Here is a 17,779-nt window from a genome sequence, read left to right on the forward strand (position 1 = left end):
GCCGCCGCGGGCCCGCATGATGGCGGCGGGGACACGGCATGGCGATGACCGACATGCCGCGCGTCCCGCCGCATTCCCAGGAGGCGGAGCAGTCCGTCCTCGGCGGTCTGATGCTCGACAACGGGGCATGGGACCGGGTCGCCGACCGCATTACTGCGGACGACTTCTATCGGCATGACCACCGCGTGCTGTTCCGGGCGATCGGGCAGCTGGCGGAGCGCAATGCTCCGTTCGACGTGGTGACGGTTTCCGAACAGTTGGAACGCACCGCCGAGCTGGAAGCCGCCGGCGGCATGGCATATCTCGGCCAGCTTGCCAGTGATACCCCTTCGGCCGCGAACATCGTGGCCTATGCGGACATCGTCCGCGAACGCTCCATACTGCGCTCTCTGATCACGGTCGGCACCGAGATCGCCGATTCGGCGTTCGTGCCCGAGGGCCGCGATTCCAAGCAGTTGCTGGACGAGGCGGAACAGAAGGTGTTCCGGATCGCCGAGCTGGGCGCCCGCGGGGCCCAGGGCTTTCGCGGCATGAAGCCGCTGCTGGCGTCCGCCGTCGAGCAGATCGAGTTCCTCTACGAGAGCACCAGCCCGATCACCGGCATCGCGACCGGTTACCAGGATCTGGACGAGCTCACCTCCGGGCTCAACCCCTCGGACCTGGTGATCGTGGCCGGGCGCCCGTCGATGGGCAAGACCAGTTTCGCGATGAACATCGCCGAATACGTGGCGATGAAGAATCAGGAACCGGTGGCGATCTTCTCCATGGAGATGCCGGGCGAGCAGATCGCGATGCGCCTGTTGTCCTCCATGGGCCGGATCAACCAGCAGAAGCTGCGTTCCGGGCGCCTGGACGACGGCGACTGGCCGCGCCTCACCAGTGCGGTGCAGATGCTCTCCGGGGCGCCGTTGTTCGTCGACGACACCCCGGCCCTGACGCCCACCGAGCTGCGTGCCCGTGCGCGGCGCCTGATGCGCGAGCACCAGGGCCTCAAGCTGATCGTGGTCGACTACCTGCAGCTGATGCAGCACCCCGGCTCCGGCGAGAATCGCGCGCACGAGATCTCCGAGATCTCGCGCTCGCTGAAGGGTCTGGCCAAGGAGCTGGAGGTGCCGGTGATCGCCCTGTCCCAGCTCAACCGTTCGCTGGAGCAGCGCCCCAACAAACGCCCGGTGATGTCCGACCTGCGCGAATCGGGAGCGATTGAACAGGACGCAGACATCATCGCGTTCGTTTATCGCGACGAGGTCTATAACGAGGAATCGCCGGACAAGGGGACCGCCGAGATCATCATCGGCAAGCAGCGTAACGGGCCGATCGGCACCGTGCGGCTGACCTTCCGCGGCCAGTTTACCCGTTTCGAGAACTACGCCCCGGACGTGTACGGCGAGGTGGGCCCGGAGGGCTAGTCACGACATGCAACGGGCGGCCAGCATCCAGCTCGATTCCGGAGCCCTGCGCCACAACCTGGAGGTGGCTCGCGGGCTCGCCCCGGAGGTCGCGATGTGGCCCGTGATCAAGGCCGAGGGCTATGGCCATGGTCTCGATTGGGCGGCGCAATCACTGGGGGAAGTGGCCGACGGGCTGGCCGTGTCCGCGGTGGAGGAAGCCGAGGTCCTGCGGCGGAGCGGATTCGATGGCCCGCTGCTGGTGCTGCAGGGCGGGCGGGACTCCGCCGGGTTTCGCCGTTGTGCGGAGCTCGCGCTGCAGCCGGCGGTGCATGCTCCGGCGCAGCTGGAAGCGCTGGACGCCGCCAGCGTCGTCCTGCCCGAGGTCTGGATCAAGCTCAACACCGGGATGAATCGACTGGGATTCGCCCCGGCCCAAGCCGATGCCGTGGAACGTGCCCTGCGGGCGGCCGGTCACGGCGGGCGCGGCCTGCACTGGATGACCCACATGGCCTGTGCCGACGACCCGGCGGATGACCACAACGCGGCGCAACTGTCGGCCTTCGCCACGGCCGTGGCGGGACGCTCCGGCGCGCGCTCCCTGGCCAATTCGGCGTCGCTGTTCGCCGGCTGGGGGCGCGGGGTCGGCCACGGCGCGGACGAGGCCTTCCGCGCCCGTCCCGGCATCATGCTCTACGGCTGTCACCCGGCCTCGGTACCGGCCGAGACGCCGCCGGAGGGTCCGCACGCCGACCTGCGCCCGGTGATGACCGTGCAGGCCCCGATCATCGGGATCCAGCATCCGGCGCCCGGCGACGGGGTGGGCTACGGCGCCACCTGGACCGCGCATGGCGGCGAGCGCATCGGCATCGTGGCCATGGGCTATGCGGACGGTTACCCGCGCCACGCCCCCACCGGCACGCCGGTGCGGGTACGCGGTCAGCTCTGCCCGCTGGTCGGGCGGGTCTCGATGGACATGCTCGCGGTGGATCTCTCCGACGTGCCCGAGGCCGCGGTGGGGGATCTCGCGACACTGTGGGGCGAGGGCCTGCCGGTGGAGCGCGTGGCGCGTGCTGCCGGCACGATCGGCTACGAGCTGCTCACGCGGGTGGCCGGGCGTCTGCGGCCAGCGTAGCGAGTGCCGGCGGGCATCCGTAAACTGGCCCGTTCACGCGAGCCAGGAAGCCCCGATGCACGAAGAATTCGATCCCGCCGACTACGCCCCCGATACCGTCGCCATCCGCCATGGCTACCGTCGGACCCCGGAACAGGAACACTCCGAGGCGATCTTCCCGACCTCCAGCTTCGTGTTCGACAGCGCGGCGGAGGCCGCCGCGCGGTTCTCGGGCGAGGTCCCCGGCAACATCTATTCGCGCTTCACCAACCCCACCGTGAGGACCTTCCAGGAGCGGCTCGCGGCGCTGGAAGGCGGAGAGGCCTGTGTGGCCACCGCCTCCGGCATGTCCGCGATCCTCGCGACCATGATGGGGCTGCTGAAGGCCGGCGATCACGTGGTCTGCTCGCGTTCGGTGTTCGGCACCACCACGGTGCTGTTCAACAACTACCTCGGGCGCTTCGGCGTGGAGGTGACCTACGTCGAGCTCTCGAACCTCGAGGCCTGGGAGGCCGCGACCCAACCGAACACCCGGCTGTACTTCTGCGAGACGCCCTCCAACCCGCTGGGCGAGGTGGTGGACATCGCCGCGCTGGCGGAGATCGCGCATCGTCATGACGCGCTGCTGGCGGTGGACAACTGCTTCTGCACCCCCATTCTGCAGCGCCCGCTGGATCTGGGTGCCGACATTATCATCCACTCGGCGACCAAGTTCCTCGACGGTCAGGGCCGCTGCCTGGGCGGCGCGGTGGTGGGCGACGCCGAGCGCGTCGGCAAGGACGTCTACGGTTTCCTGCGCACCGCCGGTCCGAGCCTGTCGCCATTCAACGCCTGGGTGTTCCTGAAGGGGCTGGAAACCCTGTCCCTGCGCATGCGTGCCCACAGCGATAATGCGCTGGCCCTGGCGCAGTGGCTGCAGGCCCATCCAAAGGTCACGGCGGTGCATTATCCGGGCCTGCCGGATCACCCGCAGCACGCGATCGCGAAGCAGCAGCAAAGCGGATTTGGCGGGGTGCTGAGTTTCGAGGTCGCCGGAGGACGTGAGGCTGCCTGGTCGGTGATCGACGCCACCCGGTTCCTGTCGATCACCGCCAACCTGGGCGATGCCAAGACTACGATCACCCACCCGGCGACTACCACCCACGGCCGCGTGGACCCGGACAAGCGCGAGGCCCAGGGCATCACCGAAGCCATGGTGCGCGTGGCCGTCGGGCTGGAGGCGGTCGCCGACATCCAGCGTGATCTGGCCCGCGGCCTCGACGCGCTCTGAACCGCTGGCCTGACGGGTCCCGCGGGCATGTCGAGCGACTCGGACAACCGGTGCGTCAAGTCTGCGCGCCGCCGGCCGCGCTGGCGCATTCTGCTGACAGTCGTCATCGGGTTCCACCTGCTGGGGTTCCTTTCGTCGCTGGATGCGCTGATGTCCACCCGGACGCCGCAAGGGGCGGTTGCCTGGATCGTCTCGCTCAACACCGTGCCCTATGTGGCGGTGCCGGCCTACTGGGTCTTCGGCGCCAGCGAGTTTCGCGGCTATGTCGTGGCGCGGCGCGACGAGGACTCGAGTCTCGCCCGCGCGCTGCAGCCGAAGACCGAGGAGCTGTGGTCACACCAGTACGTCGCGCAGGAACCGAGCAAGCACTTGGACGGGGTGCAGCAACTCGCCCGCTGGCCGTTCCTCCACGGCAACGAGGTCGAGCTGCTGGTCGATGGCGAGGCGACCTTCGACAGTATCTTCGAGGGGATCGAGCAGGCCGAGCGCTACCTGCTGGTGCAGTTCTACATCGTGCGCGACGATGCGCTGGGGCGCGAACTGCAGCGGCGGCTGGTGGAGCGTGCGCGGGATGGGGTCGAGGTCTACTTCCTGTACGACGAGATCGGCAGCTATCGCCTGCCCGCGAGCTATCTGGATACCCTGCGCGAGGCGGGGGTGCATGTGCAGCATTTCCACTCGACCCGCGGGCGTGGCAATCGCTTTCAGCTGAATTTTCGCAACCACCGCAAGATCGTGGTGGCCGATGGCGAACAGGGCTGGGTGGGCGGCCTGAACGTGGGGGAGGAGTATCTCGGGCGGGACCCCAAGATCGGGCCCTGGCGCGATACCCACCTGCGCATCGAGGGGCCGTCCGCCCTGGCCCTGCAGTCGGTGTTCCTGGAGGACTGGCACTGGGCCACCGAAGAGATCCCGGAGCTGGAATGGCAGCCGGCGACGATGGCGGACGATGGCGTCCCGGTGCTGATCCTGCCCTCCGGCCCGGCCGACGAATTCGAGACCGCCAGCCTGATGATGCAGCAGGCGATCCACGCCGCCGAGCGGCGCATCTGGATCGCCAGCCCGTACTTCGTGCCGGACGAGGGCGTGCAGGGCATGCTCAAGCTGGCCGCGCTCAATGGCGTCGACGTGCGCGTGCTGATTCCCGAGGTCACCGACAACCCGCTGACCACGCATGCGGCCTATGCCTTCCTGGGCCCGTTGCTGGATGCCGGCGTGCGCGTCTACCGCTATCAGGAGGGTTTCCTGCACGGCAAGGCTTTTGTGGTGGACGACACGGGTGCGGCGGTGGGGACCGTGAACCTCGACAACCGCTCGTTCCGGCTGAATTTCGAGGTCACCGCGCTGGTGCTGGATCCCGGATTCGCCCGCGATACGGCGCGTATGTTCAAGGCGGACTTCGACCGCTCGCGCGAGATGACCCGGCAGGAGGTGGACGATCTGCCGCTTTGGCGCCGGGTGGCCGCGCGGGCTGCTTATCTACTGGCGCCAGTATTGTAATGGGCCGGGCAGTGGGCCGGGATTTGACCTGAACCATGTACGCGCGCGGCGTCAGTGATAAACTTGCTTGAAGAATGCCTCTTTTGGGACGGTCGCGTGTCGCGAGCCCTGCACCATCTGCTGAACCTGCTGATCGTCGCCGCCCTGTTGCTGGCGCCGATCGCCGGTGCCGGAATGATGCACGGTGGCGCCGCGGGCGGCCCCACCCTGGTGGCCGAGTGCGCGGGCGAAGGTACCGGTTCCTTGTCTGATCCCTCACCTTTGGACCCTTCCCCGGCCTCCGTGCCCCAGCCCGAGAGCCCTTCGGCCTGTGAGTTGCCCTGCGCGGTCTGTGGTGCCTGCGGGGTTTCGGCTCTGCCTTCGCCCGCCGGGATGCAGGTCAGCGCGGCTGCGCCCGTTTCCGTCTCCCTCCCTGTCCCCATGGGCCCCGGTACCCCTGTGGCACCGGATCAGCGTCCTCCCCTCTGAGTCCTCCTCGGCCGGCATTCCGTCCGGCCCCGGGTGATCTTCGATCACCCATTCGGTGCGCGGTGTCGCGCATTGCGGTTGTCACTATGTCCCCGGGAGGACTACACCATGATGCATGAGCAATACACGACGATGCATGGCGAAGGCTTTTTCTGGACGACAGCCCTCGGCCTCGGCCATGGCTGGATTGGCCCCCTGATCCTGGTGCTGCTGATCCTCGGGGTTGCGGCCCTGATCATATACCTGATCAGCAAGCGCTGAAGGAGTTGCGTAATGAAGACGGAAACGAAGCCGGCGGACGCCCGCGAGGCGGTGGTGATCGTCCCCGGCATGGGGTCGGACCACTGCGCGGGGATTGTCCGCACGGCGCTGGAGAAGACCCCGGGCGTAGCCTCGGTGGAGACCAATATCGCCCGCCACCGGGTGACCGTGGGATATGACCCCGAGCAGGTGGACCCGCAGGGGCTGCGGGCCGCCGTGGAGGGGGCTGGCTACGATGTTGCCCAGGTCGAAGGCGCGGCGGGCGGTGCCGGTACGGTGCGTCTGGTGGTACCCGGCATGGGTTCGGACCACTGCGCGGGGATCGTGCGTGGTGCGATCGAGAAGCTGGACGGCATCCAGGCGGTGCGGACCAACATCGGCGATCACCGCGTAACCGTGGAACCCGGTCCCGGCGGCCCCGACGCCGAGGCCCTGCGCGCCGCGGTCGAGGGGGCCGGCTATGACGTGGCGGCGGTGGAGACCGAGGAAGCCGGGAGCGAGGCGGACGACGCCGAGATTGACGCGGCCTATCTGAAGCAGGCCTGGCGCCGGCTGTGGATCGCCATGATCCCGACCATCGCGATCATGGCGTTGATGATGCCGCACATGTTCTGGCAGGAGATCCCCGGCTATCTCCTGATCATCGCCGTGCTGGCTTTCCCGGTGGTGTTCCTGGCCGGTGGCGCGGCGACCCACCGTTCGTCCTGGCGCGCGCTGAAAAGCGGCAGCCTGAACATGGACGTGCTGATCTCCATGGGCAGCCTGCCGCCCTATCTGATCGGGCTGGTTGGTTTCGTCTATCCGATGACCTCGTTCATCGAGATGGCGGCGACCATCATGGCCTTCCATATGCTCGGGCGCTATCTGGAGTATCGCGCGAAGGGCGAGGCCTCCTCGGCGATCCGAAAGTTGCTGGATCTGGGTGCCAAGACCGCCCGGGTCGAGCGCGACGGCGAAGAGGTCGAGGTGCCGGTGAAATCGCTGCAGGTGGGCGAGGTGATGATCGTGCGCCCGGGCGAGAAGGTCCCCACCGATGGCGAGGTGGTCGCCGGCGAGAGCACGGTGGACGAATCCATCGCCACCGGTGAGTCGGTGCCGGTGGACAAGGGCGAGGGCGATAGCGTGCTCGGCGCGACCCTGAACCAGCAAGGGCGGCTGAAGGTGCGCGCGACCCGTGTGGGGGCCGACACCTTCCTGTCGCAGGTGATCCGCCTGGTGAACGAGGCCCAGGGCTCGCGGGTGCCGGTTCAGGAGCTGGCGGACCGCATCACCGCGCGTTTCGTGCCGGCGGTGCTGGTGATCGCACTGGCTGCGTTCGCGGCCTGGCTGGCGTTCTCCGGGGCGCTGCAGCCGATCCTGATCTGGGGCGAGGGCTTCCTGCCGTGGGTCGATTCGGAACGGCCGCCGATCGTGCTGGCCATCCTCGCGGCCATTGCCGTGCTGGTTATCGCCTGCCCCTGCGCGCTGGGGCTGGCTACGCCCACCGCCCTGATGGTCGGTTCCGGCATGGGGGCCGAGCGCGGGGTCCTGATCCGCTCGGGCTCCGCGATCCAGACGCTGAAGGACATCCGCGTGATCGTGCTCGACAAGACCGGGACCATCACCCGCGGGCAGCCGGCACTGACCGACGTGATCGCGGCCGAGGGCTTCGATGACGCTCGCGTGCTGCAAGCGGCCGCGGCCGTGGAGGCCGGCTCCGCGCACCCGCTGGCGGAGGCCATCGTGCAGGGTGCGCGCGACCGGGAGCTGGCGATTGCCGAGGTCGAACAGTTCCAGTCGCACACCGCACGTGGAGTGGAGGCGCGGCTGGGTGACGAACGCATCCTGGTCGGCAGCCAGCGGCTGCTGGAAGAGCAGGGCCTGGATCCGTCCGGCCTGCTGGAATCGCTGCGGCGGCTCGAGGATGCCGGCAAGACCGCGATGCTGGTGGCCATCGGCGATCGACCCGCCGGCATCGTCGCGGTCGCCGACACCCTCAAGGAAGAGTCACAGGCCGCCATCGAACAGCTGCACAGCCTCGGCATCCGCTGCGTGATGGTCACCGGCGACAATGAGCGCACCGCCAACGCGGTGGCCGCGCAGGTGGGGATCGACGAGGTCCGGGCCGGCGTGCTGCCGGAGGGCAAGGTCGAGGCGATCCGCGAACTGCAGGCCGAGTACGGCGACCACGTGGCGATGGTCGGCGACGGCATCAACGACGCCCCGGCCCTGCAGCAGGCCAATGTCGGGATTGCGATCGGGGCCGGCGCGGATGTCGCGATCGAGGCGGCCGACGTGACCCTGGTGCGCGGGGAGCTGACCAAGGTGGTCGAGGCGGTCCAGCTGTCGCGGCTGACCTTCCGCAAGATCGTGCAGAACCTGTTCTGGGCCTGGGGCTACAACTCCGCCGCGATCCCGATCGCCGCGGCCGGCCTGCTGCACCCGATGATCGGTGTGGTCGCGATGACCGCCAGCTCGCTGTCGGTGATCGGCAATTCCATTCTGCTGCGCCGGAGCATGCCGGCATCCCGTACTGGAGAAAAGCAATGATGAGACGACGTCAGTTTCTGGGGCTGGCCGCGGCGCTGCCCGTGATCACCACATTCGGCGGCTGGAGCCTGTTCAACCATGCAGTGTCCGCCCCCCGTTTCGACAATGCCCTGTTTCTGCCCGGCGCGGACGGCCCGTTTGCCGTGCTCGCACCCAACAAACCGTTCACCCTGGTCGCGGAGCAGGGGTGGCTGCCGGTGCCGGGGCGCGAGGAGACCCCGTTCCTCTGGTACCGGACGCAGATGAACGGCCATGACTACCAGAATCCGATCCTCTTGTTGCGCACCGGCGATGAACTGGACGTCACCCTGGACAACCAGCTCGACGAGGGCACGATCATCCACTGGCATGGCCTGCATGTTCCGGGCCGGGTGGACGGGCATCCGATCCATACGGTCGACCCCGGTGAGCAGTACGAATACCGCTTTCAAGTGACCAATCGTGGCGGTACCTACTGGTATCACACCCATGCCCATCACCGGACTGCGCGCCAGGCCCACCAGGGGCTGGCGAGCTTCCTGCTGGTGAGCGACGACGACAACGAGGCGCTGAATGAGGCGCTGGGGCTGGAGTTGGGCAAGACCGACCTGCCGCTGGTACTGCAGGACAAGCGCTTCGACCGGCTCGGCCATCTGGTGTACCGGCCGAACCCGATGCAGCGGATGATGGGCTATCTCGGCGACGAGGTGCTGGTGAACATGACGCCGGCCGCGACGCACGAGGTGGAGCGGCGTATCCATCGCCTGCGCCTGCTGAACGGCTCCACCGCCCGGATCTACCGGCTGGCCCTGCGCGCCGAGGGTCAGGCCATTCCGTTCCGGGTCATCGGCACGGACGCGGGGCTGCTGGAGTCGCCCCGGGAGGCCCGGGAGGCCTTCCTGTCGCCGGGAGAACGCCTGGAGGTCCTGGTCGACTTCGCCGCGTTTGCCGGAGGCGACCGGGTCGAGCTGCACAGCCTGGAATTCGACCCGATGGCCGGTGGCGGCATGGGCGGCGGCATGGGTCGCATGATGGGTGGCGGCATGCACGACGGCGATCCGCTCGCATTGCTCGAGTTCGTGGTCCAGGAGGGCGAGGCGGTCACCGCCGAGGTGCCCGAGCGCTTGTCGCGGATCGAGCCCATCGACGTGACGGATGCCGGCCAGCGGGATATCCGTCTGGACATGGCGCCGATGCAGTGGCGCATCAACGGAGAGACGTACGATCCTGACCGGGTGCCGATCGAGGTGGATGCCAACACGCGGGAGGTCTGGACCATCCGCAATGCGGACAGCAGCATGCCGCATCCGATGCATATCCATGGCTTCTCGTTCCAGGTGCTGTCGCGCTCGGGCGGTCCGGACTTCGTGCGCCAGCAGGCCGTGAACGATGAAGGCCTGACCGTCACGGACCTGGGCTGGAAGGACACGGTCCTGCTGTGGCCGGGCGAGACGGTGCGTATCGCGCTCGACTTCACCCATCACTACGCTGGCGATCAGCTCTACGTGTTCCACTGTCATAATCTGGAGCACGAGGACAACGACATGATGGTGAACGTGCGCGTCCGCGCCTGACCGTGCGTAGCGACAGAGGGATGCCATGAGCGAAAGACCGCGGCCGCACCCGGCCGTCTACCGCGCGGCCGAGGCCGCGCTGCGCGAACGGGACCCGGAGACCAAGTGCGAGCGGGCGCTGGAGCTCATGCGCGGGTGGTGGGCGGACGAGCTGGAGGCCGGGAGTGCCCCGGCACCGGAACGCATGGAGGTGCCGGGGCGGCCCGAGCACCCCGTGCTGGTGCACCCGAAGGAACTGCCGCGGCGCGGGCTGCACACGACGGCCGGGCGGGTGGCGCTGGTGCACGCGGTCGCGCATATCGAGTTCAACGCGATCAACCTGGCGCTGGATGCCGTGTATCGCTTTCGCGACATGCCGGCGCCGTTCGTCAGCGACTGGTTGCAGGTCGCGGCGGAGGAGGCGCGGCACTTCCGGCTGCTGCGGGCGCGCCTGCACGAGCTGGGTGCGGACTACGGCGACCTGCCGGCCCATAACGGCCTGTGGGAGGCGGCGCTGGCGACCGATCACGACGTGATGGTGCGCATGGCGCTGGTTCCGCGCGTGCTGGAGGCGCGCGGGCTGGATGTGACGCCCGGCATGATCGAGCGTCTGACGGCGGCGGGCGATCACGCGACCGTGGCGCTGCTGGAGATCATCCAGCGCGAGGAGGTCGCGCACGTGGCGATCGGCACCCGCTGGTTCCGCGAGCTGGCGCATGCGCGAGGGTTCGATCCCGAGCCGCTGTTCCTGGCGCTGCTGGCCGAACATATGCCGGGGCGGGTCCGGCCGCCGTTCGCGCACGAGGCCCGCCTGGCGGCGGGGTTCACCGAGTCGGAGATGGGGGCGCTGGAGGAGCAGGGTCGGCGCTGAAGCAGCCCCGGGGTAACCCCGCGACAGTCTCAGGCGTGGAGCAGGTGTGCGGGGTAGGGCGTTTCGTCCAGCTGGCGCAGGACCGGGCCTTCCGGGCCGAGCTCCAGGAAGCCGGGGTGCTCGTCCCAGGCCGGCAGCACGCAGCGCTGACGCGGCTGGCCGGCGATCTCCAGGTCGTGGATCGCGGGGCGGTGGGTGTGTCCGTGGATCAGCAGCGGCACGTCGCCGTCGCGAAAGGTCGCGGCCACGGCTTCGCCATTCACGTCGGTGATCGCGGCGGCCTTCATCTGCCCGTTGTGACGGCTGGCCTCGCGCATGGTTTCGGCCCGCGCGATGCGCTGTTCCAGTGGCTGGCCGAGGAAATCCCGTTGCCAGGCCTCGCTGCGCACCATCTGGCGAAAGGCCATGTGTTCGCTGTCGTCGGTGCACAGGGAGTCGCCGTGCATCAGGAGGGCCGGGCCGCAGGGCAGCGTGGCGTGCAGCGGCTCGGGGGCGAGTGTCATGCCGGCGCGGGCGGCGTAGTCCGGGCCCACGAGGAAGTCGCGGTTGCCATGGATGAACATGACCGGCGCCTCCAGCGCGGAGAGCGCCGCCGCCAGTTGCTCTGCCGCGGGATGCGGGGCGTCGTCGCCGACCCAGTACTCGAACAGATCGCCCAGGATGTACAGGGCCGAGGCGGTCCGCGCCGGGCCGTCGAGGAACGCCAGCGCGGCGTTCAGCGTCGGGCCGGGTTCGCGCTCCAGGTGCAGGTCGGAGATGACCAGGGCGGGCGCGGTCTCGCTCACGGGATCAGTCGGCGCGGCGGGCGCTTTCCAGGACCACGGGTTCCTGCGGCACGTCCTGATGCATGCCGGAACGGCCGGTGGGCACGCCCTCGATGGTGCGCACGACGTCCATGCCCTCGACCACTTCGCCGAACACCGTGTAGCCCCAGCCCTGCGGGTTGGGTGCGGTGTGGTTGAGGAAGTCGTTGTCGTTGACGTTGACGAAGAACTGGGCGGTGGCCGAATGCGGGTCCTGGGTGCGGGCCATGGAGACCGCGCCGACCTTGTTCTTCAGGCCGTTGTCCGCCTCGTTGCGGATCGGGTCGCGCGTGGGCTTCTGGCGCATGTCCTTGTCCATGCCGCCGCCCTGGACCATGAAGCCGGGGATCACGCGATGGAACAGCGTGCCGTCGTAAAAGCCGTCGTCGACGTACTGCAGGAAGTTGGCGACGGTCTCCGGCGCGGCTTCGGCGTCGAGTTGCAGGACGATGCGGCCGTGCGTGGTTTCAAGCGCGACCTTGGGGCTGGATTCGGCCATGAGGGCTCCCGGAAAGCTGAGGACGAGGATCAGGAGGGCCGCGGCGATGCCGGCCGGCGGAACAGGACGGGGCATGACGACACTCCGGAATCAGGAGCCGGCATGGTAACCGCGGGCCCCCGCCGGTTCCAGTCACCCGGATGCTCGGCTACCATGCGCGCCATGACGACAACCGTGACCCGCACCCGTTTCGCGCCCAGTCCCACCGGGCTGCTGCACCTTGGCAATCTGCGCACCGCGCTGTTCAGCGCCCTGCTGGCGCGGGCGCGCGGCGGGCATTTCCTGCTGCGTATCGAGGACACCGATGCGGAACGCTCGCGTGCGGAGTTCGTCGAGGCGCTGCAGCAGGATCTGCAGTGGCTGGGGCTGAACTGGGACGAAGGATACGGCGCGGCCGCCGGCGACGCCGGCCCCTATGCCCAGTCACAGCGTACGGGACTCTACCAGGCCTACTACGGCCGGCTGATCGAGGCCGGCCTGGCGTATCCCTGTTTCTGCACGCCGGAAGAACTGGAGCGCGGGCGCAAGCGCATGCGTGCCCAGGGCAAGCCGCCGCGTTATCCCGGCACCTGTGCCGGACTGGACCCGGAGGAGGCGCGACGCCGCGAGGCCGAAGGGCAGCGTCCGACCCTGCGTTTCCGCGTGCCGCTGGGGCGCACGGTGCGCTTCGAGGACGGAGTGCGCGGCGCGGTGAAGTTCCGCACCGACGAGATCGGCGATTTCGTGATCCGGCGCTCGGACGGCACGCCGGCGTTCTTCTTCTCCAACGCGGTGGACGACGCCCTGATGGGGGTCACCGACGTGGTGCGCGGCGAGGATCACATCGCCAACACCCCGCGCCAGCTGCTGTTGCTGGAGGCGCTGGAACTGCCGGCGCCCGGCTATCACCACCTGCCGCTGGTCAACGGCGATGACGGGGCTCCGCTGTCCAAGCGCAACGGTTCGGCCAGCATCCGCGAGCTGCGCGAGGCCGGGGTGCTGCCGCTGGCGATCCTCAACCACCTCGCGCGGCTGGGTCATCGCTACGAGGAGGAGGGGCTGCTGTCGCTGGAGGGGCTGGCGCAGGGGTTTGACCAGGGGCGCATCGGCCATTCCGCCGCGCGCCACGACCCGCGCCAGCTGGAGCACTGGCAGGCCGAGGCCCTGCGCGCGCTGTCGGACACGGATCTGCAGGCGCATCTCGCGGGGCTGGGCGTGCTGGACCCGCTGCCGGAAGCGACGCGTTCGGCCTGGATCGCGCTGGCGCGCGACAACATCGCATCGGTGGAAGATGCGCGGTGCTGGGTAGCGGCCTTTGCGGAGGATCCGGCGCCGCTGAGCGACGCGGCCCGCGACGAGATCGCGGGCGCCGGGCCGGCCCTGTTCGAGGCCGCCCTGGAGGCGCTGGATACCAGTACGGACTTCCCCGAGGTGGCGAAGGCGGCAGGGGCGGCCACGGGTCGCAAGGGGCGCGGCCTGTTCATGCCGCTGCGCGCGGCGCTGTCCGGGCAGACCTTCGGGCCGGAGCTGCCGCGCATCCGCGAATATCTGGGCCCGGAGCGCACCCGCGTTCGACTGCAGGCCGCACGCGACGTGGCGGCCGCGGCCGCCGACTGATCCGCCGGGTCAGCGGGGTGGCCGTTCAGGCCGCCTCGTGGGTGCCGAACGCGCGCGCCCGCAGGGTGTTGTCCAGCAGCATGGCGACCGTCATCGGGCCCACGCCGCCGGGGACCGGGGTGATCCAGTCCGCGCGCTCCGCCGCGCCGTCGAATTCCACGTCGCCGCACAGCGTGCCGTCATCGCGCCGGTTGATGCCGATGTCGATGACCGTGGCCCCCGGTTTGACCCAGTCGGCCTTGACCAGCCCGGGCTTGCCAACTGCCGCCACCAGGATGTCGGACTGGCGGGCGATGGCCGCGGTATCCGGGGTGAACCGGTGACAGATGGTCGGCGTGGCGCCGGCCAGCAGCAGTTCCAGCGCCATTGGCCGGCCAACGATGTTGGAGGCGCCGATGATGCAGGCCGTGCGCCCCTTGAACGGCTCCTCGATATGGCGCAGCAGCTGGATGACGCCCCAGGGCGTGCAGGGCCGCAGGCGCGGGATGCGCGCCACCAGCCGTCCGACGTTGTAGGGATGGAAGCCGTCCACGTCCTTGGCCGGGGAGATGCGCTCGATGATGGTCTCCGGGTCGATGTGCTCCGGCAGCGGCAGCTGGACCAGGATCCCGTCGATGGTGCGGTCGGCGTTGAGCTGGTCGATCAGCGCCAGCAGATCGGTCTGCGGCGTGCCCGACGGCAGGTCATAGGAGTGCGAGACCACGCCCACCTGTTCACAGGCCTTGCGCTTGTTGCGCACGTACACCTGCGAAGCCGGATCGGCCCCCACCAGGACCACAGCGAGACCCGGCGGGCGCAGATCGCGCGAGGTCATGGATTCGATCTCGGTGGCGATGCGGGCGCGGTGGGTCTGCGCGATGGCGCGTCCGTCGATGGTCTGGGCTGTCATTCGGTCTAGTCCGGCAGGAGGGCTGAACGCGATGATCCCATGGCACAGCCGGGTCCTCAAGGAAGGTCGGAGACGATTCACGGGGCTGCGACGCGGGCCATGGCTTGACCCGGGGGCCTCCCGGCGCTACGATTTCGCACTCGCTGTGCAGGACCCATTGCGGGAACGGCTCGACGGGGTATAGCGCAGTCTGGTAGCGCGCCTGCTTTGGGAGCAGGATGTCGGGGGTTCAAATCCCTCTACCCCGACCATGGCGGACGCAACCGGCTGGAACAACCCGGATGCCCGGCGGCAAACGCGCTCGTAGCTCAACCGGATAGAGCACCGGCCTTCTAAGCCGGCGGTTGCAGGTTCGAGTCCTGCCGGGCGCGCCAGAGCCCGGATCGGCAATGGCCGAAGCAGTGAAACAATACGGTGGTGACCGTAGCTCAGTTGGTAGAGTCCCGGATTGTGACTCCGGTTGTCGTGGGTTCGAGTCCCATCGGTCACCCCATCCCTCGCTTGTGCTCGTCCGTACCGGGGGCCGTTAGCTCAATTGGTAGAGCAGTGGACTCTTAATCCATTGGTTGAAGGTTCGATTCCTTCACGGCCCACCATCTTTACGTGTCTTTCCGCATGGCGACCCGAGCGGTCCGGCGGCCACCGGCCTCGCAGCCGCGCCATGAGTTCCCTCTCCCTCCCGCATGCTTCCCCCACCGGCGGTTCTGCCCGAAGCCGGATTGCGCCATGCTACATTGATGGCCTCTGCGGCGCGGTGCGGAGCACGATCAATGACGGATGCCCTGACAATCGAGACGATCACCGAGCGGGTCCAGAGGGTGTTCGCGCGTTACCGCGAAGTGGATGCGGTCTTTCTGTTCGGCTCTCGCGCGGAGGGTCGGGCGCGGGAGGGCAGTGACATCGATCTCGCGCTGGTCGGCCCCGCCGGGGCGATCGAGCCGCGCCGCCTGGACATCCTGACGGATCTGGCGCGGGAAGGGCTGGATGCGGTGGATCTGGTGCTGCTCGATGGCGCGGATCCGGCATTGCGTTTCGAGGCCGTACGGCCGAACTGCCTGCTGCATGCCGGGCCCGACTTCGATCGGGGCAGTTACTACTCGCTTGCGCTGCGGGAATACTTCGATTTCGAACCCTACCTCCGTGTCCAGCGCGAGGCCCTGAAGGAAAGGCTGCTCGATGGTCAGGCCTGAAGTCATCCGCAGACGCATCGAGGCCGTCTCTGAGAACCTCGAGGTCCTCGAACGGCTTGCGCGGTACGACGAGGACGAGTTCCTCGCTGACCCGGAGCATTACGGTAGCGCCGAACGCTTCCTCCAGCTTGCGCTGGAAGCGCTGCTGGACATGGGCAGCCACGTGATCGCGGACAATGGTCTGGGCTCGGTGAACCAGGGGCGGGACATCCCCCGTCTGTTCCGCGAACACGGGTACATTGACAGCGCGCTGGAAGAAAAATGGCTGCGGATGATCGGTTTCCGAAACATCCTGGTCCATGCCTACCTGCAGCTGGATCGCAGGCAGGTGTACCAGGTCCTGTGCAATGACCTCGCTGACATTCGTGCCCTGCAGCGGACATTCGCGAGTTTCCTCTGACCGAGTGGGTGCCGTCCGCGTGCGCGCGCAGGGCCGTTACCGCTCCTCGCGGAATTCGCGCGCCGTGCGGCTGGCCGTCTCGCGCTTGTCCTCGATGCGCTGGCGGTCGCGCTCGCTGGCGTCCCCGGCCTCCAGGGCCACCTCGAACTGCCGCACCGCTTCTTCGTACTGGCCGCGATGGAAGAAATACTCGGCCATGGTCTCGTGGCGCAGGGCCTCGCGGCCGGCCTCGCTGGCGATGTTCGCCTGCAGGCGCAGCAGGGCCGGTTCCGGTGCTTCGGTCTCGCGGATCATGCGCGAGGTGATCCGCAGCGCCCGGTCGTAGTTTCCGATATCGCGCTGGACGCGGGCCATGCGCTCGCGCACCACCGGGTGGCCGGGGTAGACGGTGTCCAGGTCCTCGAGGCTGTTGAGGGCTGCTTCGTGTTCCCCGGTTGCGCGTTCCACGGCGATCCGCGCCAGTTCCAGGGTGAGTGTGGGGGCGTCGGGCGCGTCGATACGGTCCAGGAGCTGGCGGGCCTCGCGCGGATTGTCGCGTTCAAGCTGTGCGATCGCGCCCCCGTACAGCTCCGCGGCGGAGGCATCCTCGCCGATTCGGTCCAGTGCGCGCCGTGGATCGCTCAGCGCCCGGGCGCGGGCCTGCATCCAGGCGAATTCGGGGCCCTGGTTGCGCACGCCTTCGGGCTTGTCGCGCGCACGGTTGCGCGCATCGGTGATGCGGTCGAGCGTGACCGGGTGGGTGCGCAGATATTCGGGTACCGCGTCGCCCGCCCCCCGGGAAAGCTCCTGCATGCGCTCGAAGAAATCGGCCATCGCATCAGCGTCGAAATCGCTGGCGGCCAGGATGCGCATGCCGACCCGGTCGGCTTCCGCCTCGTTGGCGCGCGTGAAGTTGATCCGGGACTGCATGCCGCCGGCGACGCCGCCGGTGATCACCGCCTGTCCGAGCTGCGGGTCGATCCCCGCTGCGAGGACCCCGGCGAGGATCGCCAGGCCGGTGCGGAAGTTGATCTCGCGGCCGCGGGCGAACATGCGTGCGAGGTGGCGCTGGGTTACGTGGGCGATCTCGTGCGCCATGACCGCGGCGAGCTCCGCCTCGTCCCGCGTTTCCAGCATCAGCCCGGTGTGCACCCCGATGATGCCGCCCGGCATCGCAAAGGCGTTGACCTGATCGTTGTCGATCGGGATGAAGTGGAAGGTGATGCGTTCGCCGTCACTGTGGCTGGCAAGCTGGCGGCCCAGCGATTCCACGTAGAAGCGGATTTCCGCATCGTCCACGACCGGCAGGGAGCGGCGTACTTCGCGCAGCAGGGAGCGGCCGAGCTCGCTTTCTTCGGCGGGGGTCAGGACGCCGCCCGAGGCTTCGCCGAGGCGCGGGAGGGAGGTATCCGCAGAGGTGCTCGCCGGTGCCAGAAAGAGCACCAGAAGAAGCGGGATCAGGAACGTGAGGAGGGTCTTTTTCATGATAC

At 68.6% G+C, this 17,779-nt stretch carries 16 protein-coding genes and 4 tRNA genes; 16 read left to right on the forward strand and 4 right to left on the reverse strand.

What is annotated here, in order from left to right:
• Positions 1-44: 44 nt before the first annotated feature.
• The 9 genes from dnaB (at position 45) to D893_RS00520 (ending at position 10,933) form a co-directional block, all read left to right on the forward strand.
• Positions 45-1,409, forward strand: coding sequence for a replicative DNA helicase (gene dnaB / locus D893_RS00485; protein WP_024328719.1), 1,365 nt, complete (start codon positions 45-47; stop codon positions 1,407-1,409).
• 7 nt (positions 1,410-1,416) lie between these two features.
• The gene (gene alr / locus D893_RS00490) at positions 1,417-2,523 is read left to right on the forward strand and encodes an alanine racemase (protein WP_110618881.1); all 1,107 of its coding nucleotides are present in this window, start codon (positions 1,417-1,419) and stop codon (positions 2,521-2,523) included.
• A gap of 55 nt (positions 2,524-2,578) precedes the next feature.
• Complete coding sequence (locus D893_RS00495; RefSeq protein WP_110618883.1) at positions 2,579-3,772, forward strand: O-succinylhomoserine sulfhydrylase; 1,194 nt, start codon at positions 2,579-2,581, stop codon at positions 3,770-3,772.
• Between the two features lie 27 nt (positions 3,773-3,799).
• Positions 3,800-5,272 (forward strand): cardiolipin synthase, encoded by a 1,473-nt coding sequence (gene cls / locus D893_RS00500; protein WP_110618885.1) that lies wholly within the window; start codon positions 3,800-3,802, stop codon positions 5,270-5,272.
• Between the two features lie 96 nt (positions 5,273-5,368).
• A complete protein-coding gene (locus D893_RS13880; protein WP_110619003.1) occupies positions 5,369-5,740 on the forward strand; it encodes a hypothetical protein in 372 nt (123 codons plus the stop codon).
• Between the two features lie 108 nt (positions 5,741-5,848).
• Complete coding sequence (locus D893_RS13790; RefSeq protein ID WP_168409918.1) at positions 5,849-6,001, forward strand: hypothetical protein; 153 nt, start codon at positions 5,849-5,851, stop codon at positions 5,999-6,001.
• A gap of 12 nt (positions 6,002-6,013) precedes the next feature.
• Positions 6,014-8,530 carry a heavy metal translocating P-type ATPase gene (locus D893_RS00510; protein WP_110618887.1) on the forward strand — a complete coding sequence of 839 codons (2,517 nt, stop codon included), beginning with the start codon at positions 6,014-6,016 and terminating at the stop codon, positions 8,528-8,530.
• Complete coding sequence (locus D893_RS00515) at positions 8,527-10,083, forward strand: multicopper oxidase domain-containing protein (protein WP_210434070.1); 1,557 nt, start codon at positions 8,527-8,529, stop codon at positions 10,081-10,083. The genes D893_RS00510 and D893_RS00515 overlap by 4 nt, the downstream gene beginning before the upstream one ends.
• 25 nt (positions 10,084-10,108) lie before the next feature.
• Positions 10,109-10,933 (forward strand): ferritin-like domain-containing protein, encoded by an 825-nt coding sequence (locus D893_RS00520; RefSeq protein ID WP_110618889.1) that lies wholly within the window; start codon positions 10,109-10,111, stop codon positions 10,931-10,933.
• Positions 10,934-10,962: 29 nt separating this feature from the next.
• Here D893_RS00520 and D893_RS00525 read toward each other — a convergent pair whose 3' ends face one another.
• Both D893_RS00525 and D893_RS00530 read right to left on the reverse strand, forming a co-directional pair.
• Complete coding sequence (locus D893_RS00525) at positions 10,963-11,718, reverse strand: UDP-2,3-diacylglucosamine diphosphatase (RefSeq protein ID WP_018946859.1); 756 nt, start codon at positions 11,716-11,718, stop codon at positions 10,963-10,965.
• Between the two features lie 4 nt (positions 11,719-11,722).
• Positions 11,723-12,235 (reverse strand): peptidylprolyl isomerase, encoded by a 513-nt coding sequence (locus D893_RS00530; RefSeq protein WP_026288965.1) that lies wholly within the window; start codon positions 12,233-12,235, stop codon positions 11,723-11,725.
• A gap of 153 nt (positions 12,236-12,388) precedes the next feature.
• Here D893_RS00530 and gltX point away from each other — a divergent pair, with 153 nt between their 5' ends.
• Positions 12,389-13,831, forward strand: a complete 1,443-nt coding sequence (gltX, locus tag D893_RS00535; protein WP_110618891.1) for a glutamate--tRNA ligase — start codon at positions 12,389-12,391, stop codon at positions 13,829-13,831.
• Between the two features lie 25 nt (positions 13,832-13,856).
• Here gltX and folD read toward each other — a convergent pair whose 3' ends face one another.
• The gene (folD, locus tag D893_RS00540; protein ID WP_018946862.1) at positions 13,857-14,720 is read right to left on the reverse strand and encodes a bifunctional methylenetetrahydrofolate dehydrogenase/methenyltetrahydrofolate cyclohydrolase FolD; all 864 of its coding nucleotides are present in this window, start codon (positions 14,718-14,720) and stop codon (positions 13,857-13,859) included.
• 174 nt (positions 14,721-14,894) lie between these two features.
• Here folD and D893_RS00545 point away from each other — a divergent pair.
• The 6 genes from D893_RS00545 (at position 14,895) to D893_RS00570 (ending at position 16,310) form a co-directional block, all read left to right on the forward strand.
• Positions 14,895-14,971: transfer RNA gene (locus tag D893_RS00545), tRNA-Pro, on the forward strand.
• 46 nt (positions 14,972-15,017) lie between these two features.
• Positions 15,018-15,094: transfer RNA gene (locus tag D893_RS00550), tRNA-Arg, on the forward strand.
• A gap of 43 nt (positions 15,095-15,137) precedes the next feature.
• Positions 15,138-15,213: transfer RNA gene (locus tag D893_RS00555), tRNA-His, on the forward strand.
• 27 nt (positions 15,214-15,240) lie between these two features.
• Positions 15,241-15,316 (forward strand) — tRNA-Lys (locus D893_RS00560).
• Between the two features lie 174 nt (positions 15,317-15,490).
• Positions 15,491-15,910, forward strand: coding sequence for a nucleotidyltransferase domain-containing protein (locus D893_RS00565; RefSeq protein WP_018946863.1), 420 nt, complete (start codon positions 15,491-15,493; stop codon positions 15,908-15,910).
• The gene (locus tag D893_RS00570; RefSeq protein WP_018946864.1) at positions 15,897-16,310 is read left to right on the forward strand and encodes a DUF86 domain-containing protein; all 414 of its coding nucleotides are present in this window, start codon (positions 15,897-15,899) and stop codon (positions 16,308-16,310) included. The genes D893_RS00565 and D893_RS00570 overlap by 14 nt, the downstream gene beginning before the upstream one ends.
• 36 nt (positions 16,311-16,346) lie before the next feature.
• On the opposite strand, the gene D893_RS00575 is transcribed toward D893_RS00570, so the two are convergent.
• Positions 16,347-17,774 carry a M48 family metalloprotease gene (locus tag D893_RS00575; RefSeq protein WP_018946865.1) on the reverse strand — a complete coding sequence of 476 codons (1,428 nt, stop codon included), beginning with the start codon at positions 17,772-17,774 and terminating at the stop codon, positions 16,347-16,349.
• Positions 17,775-17,779: the final 5 nt, after the last annotated feature.

This window comes from Thioalkalivibrio sp. ALE21 (genome assembly GCF_003208255.1).
In the GTDB taxonomy this organism is placed as follows: domain Bacteria; phylum Pseudomonadota; class Gammaproteobacteria; order Ectothiorhodospirales; family Ectothiorhodospiraceae; genus Thioalkalivibrio; species Thioalkalivibrio halophilus.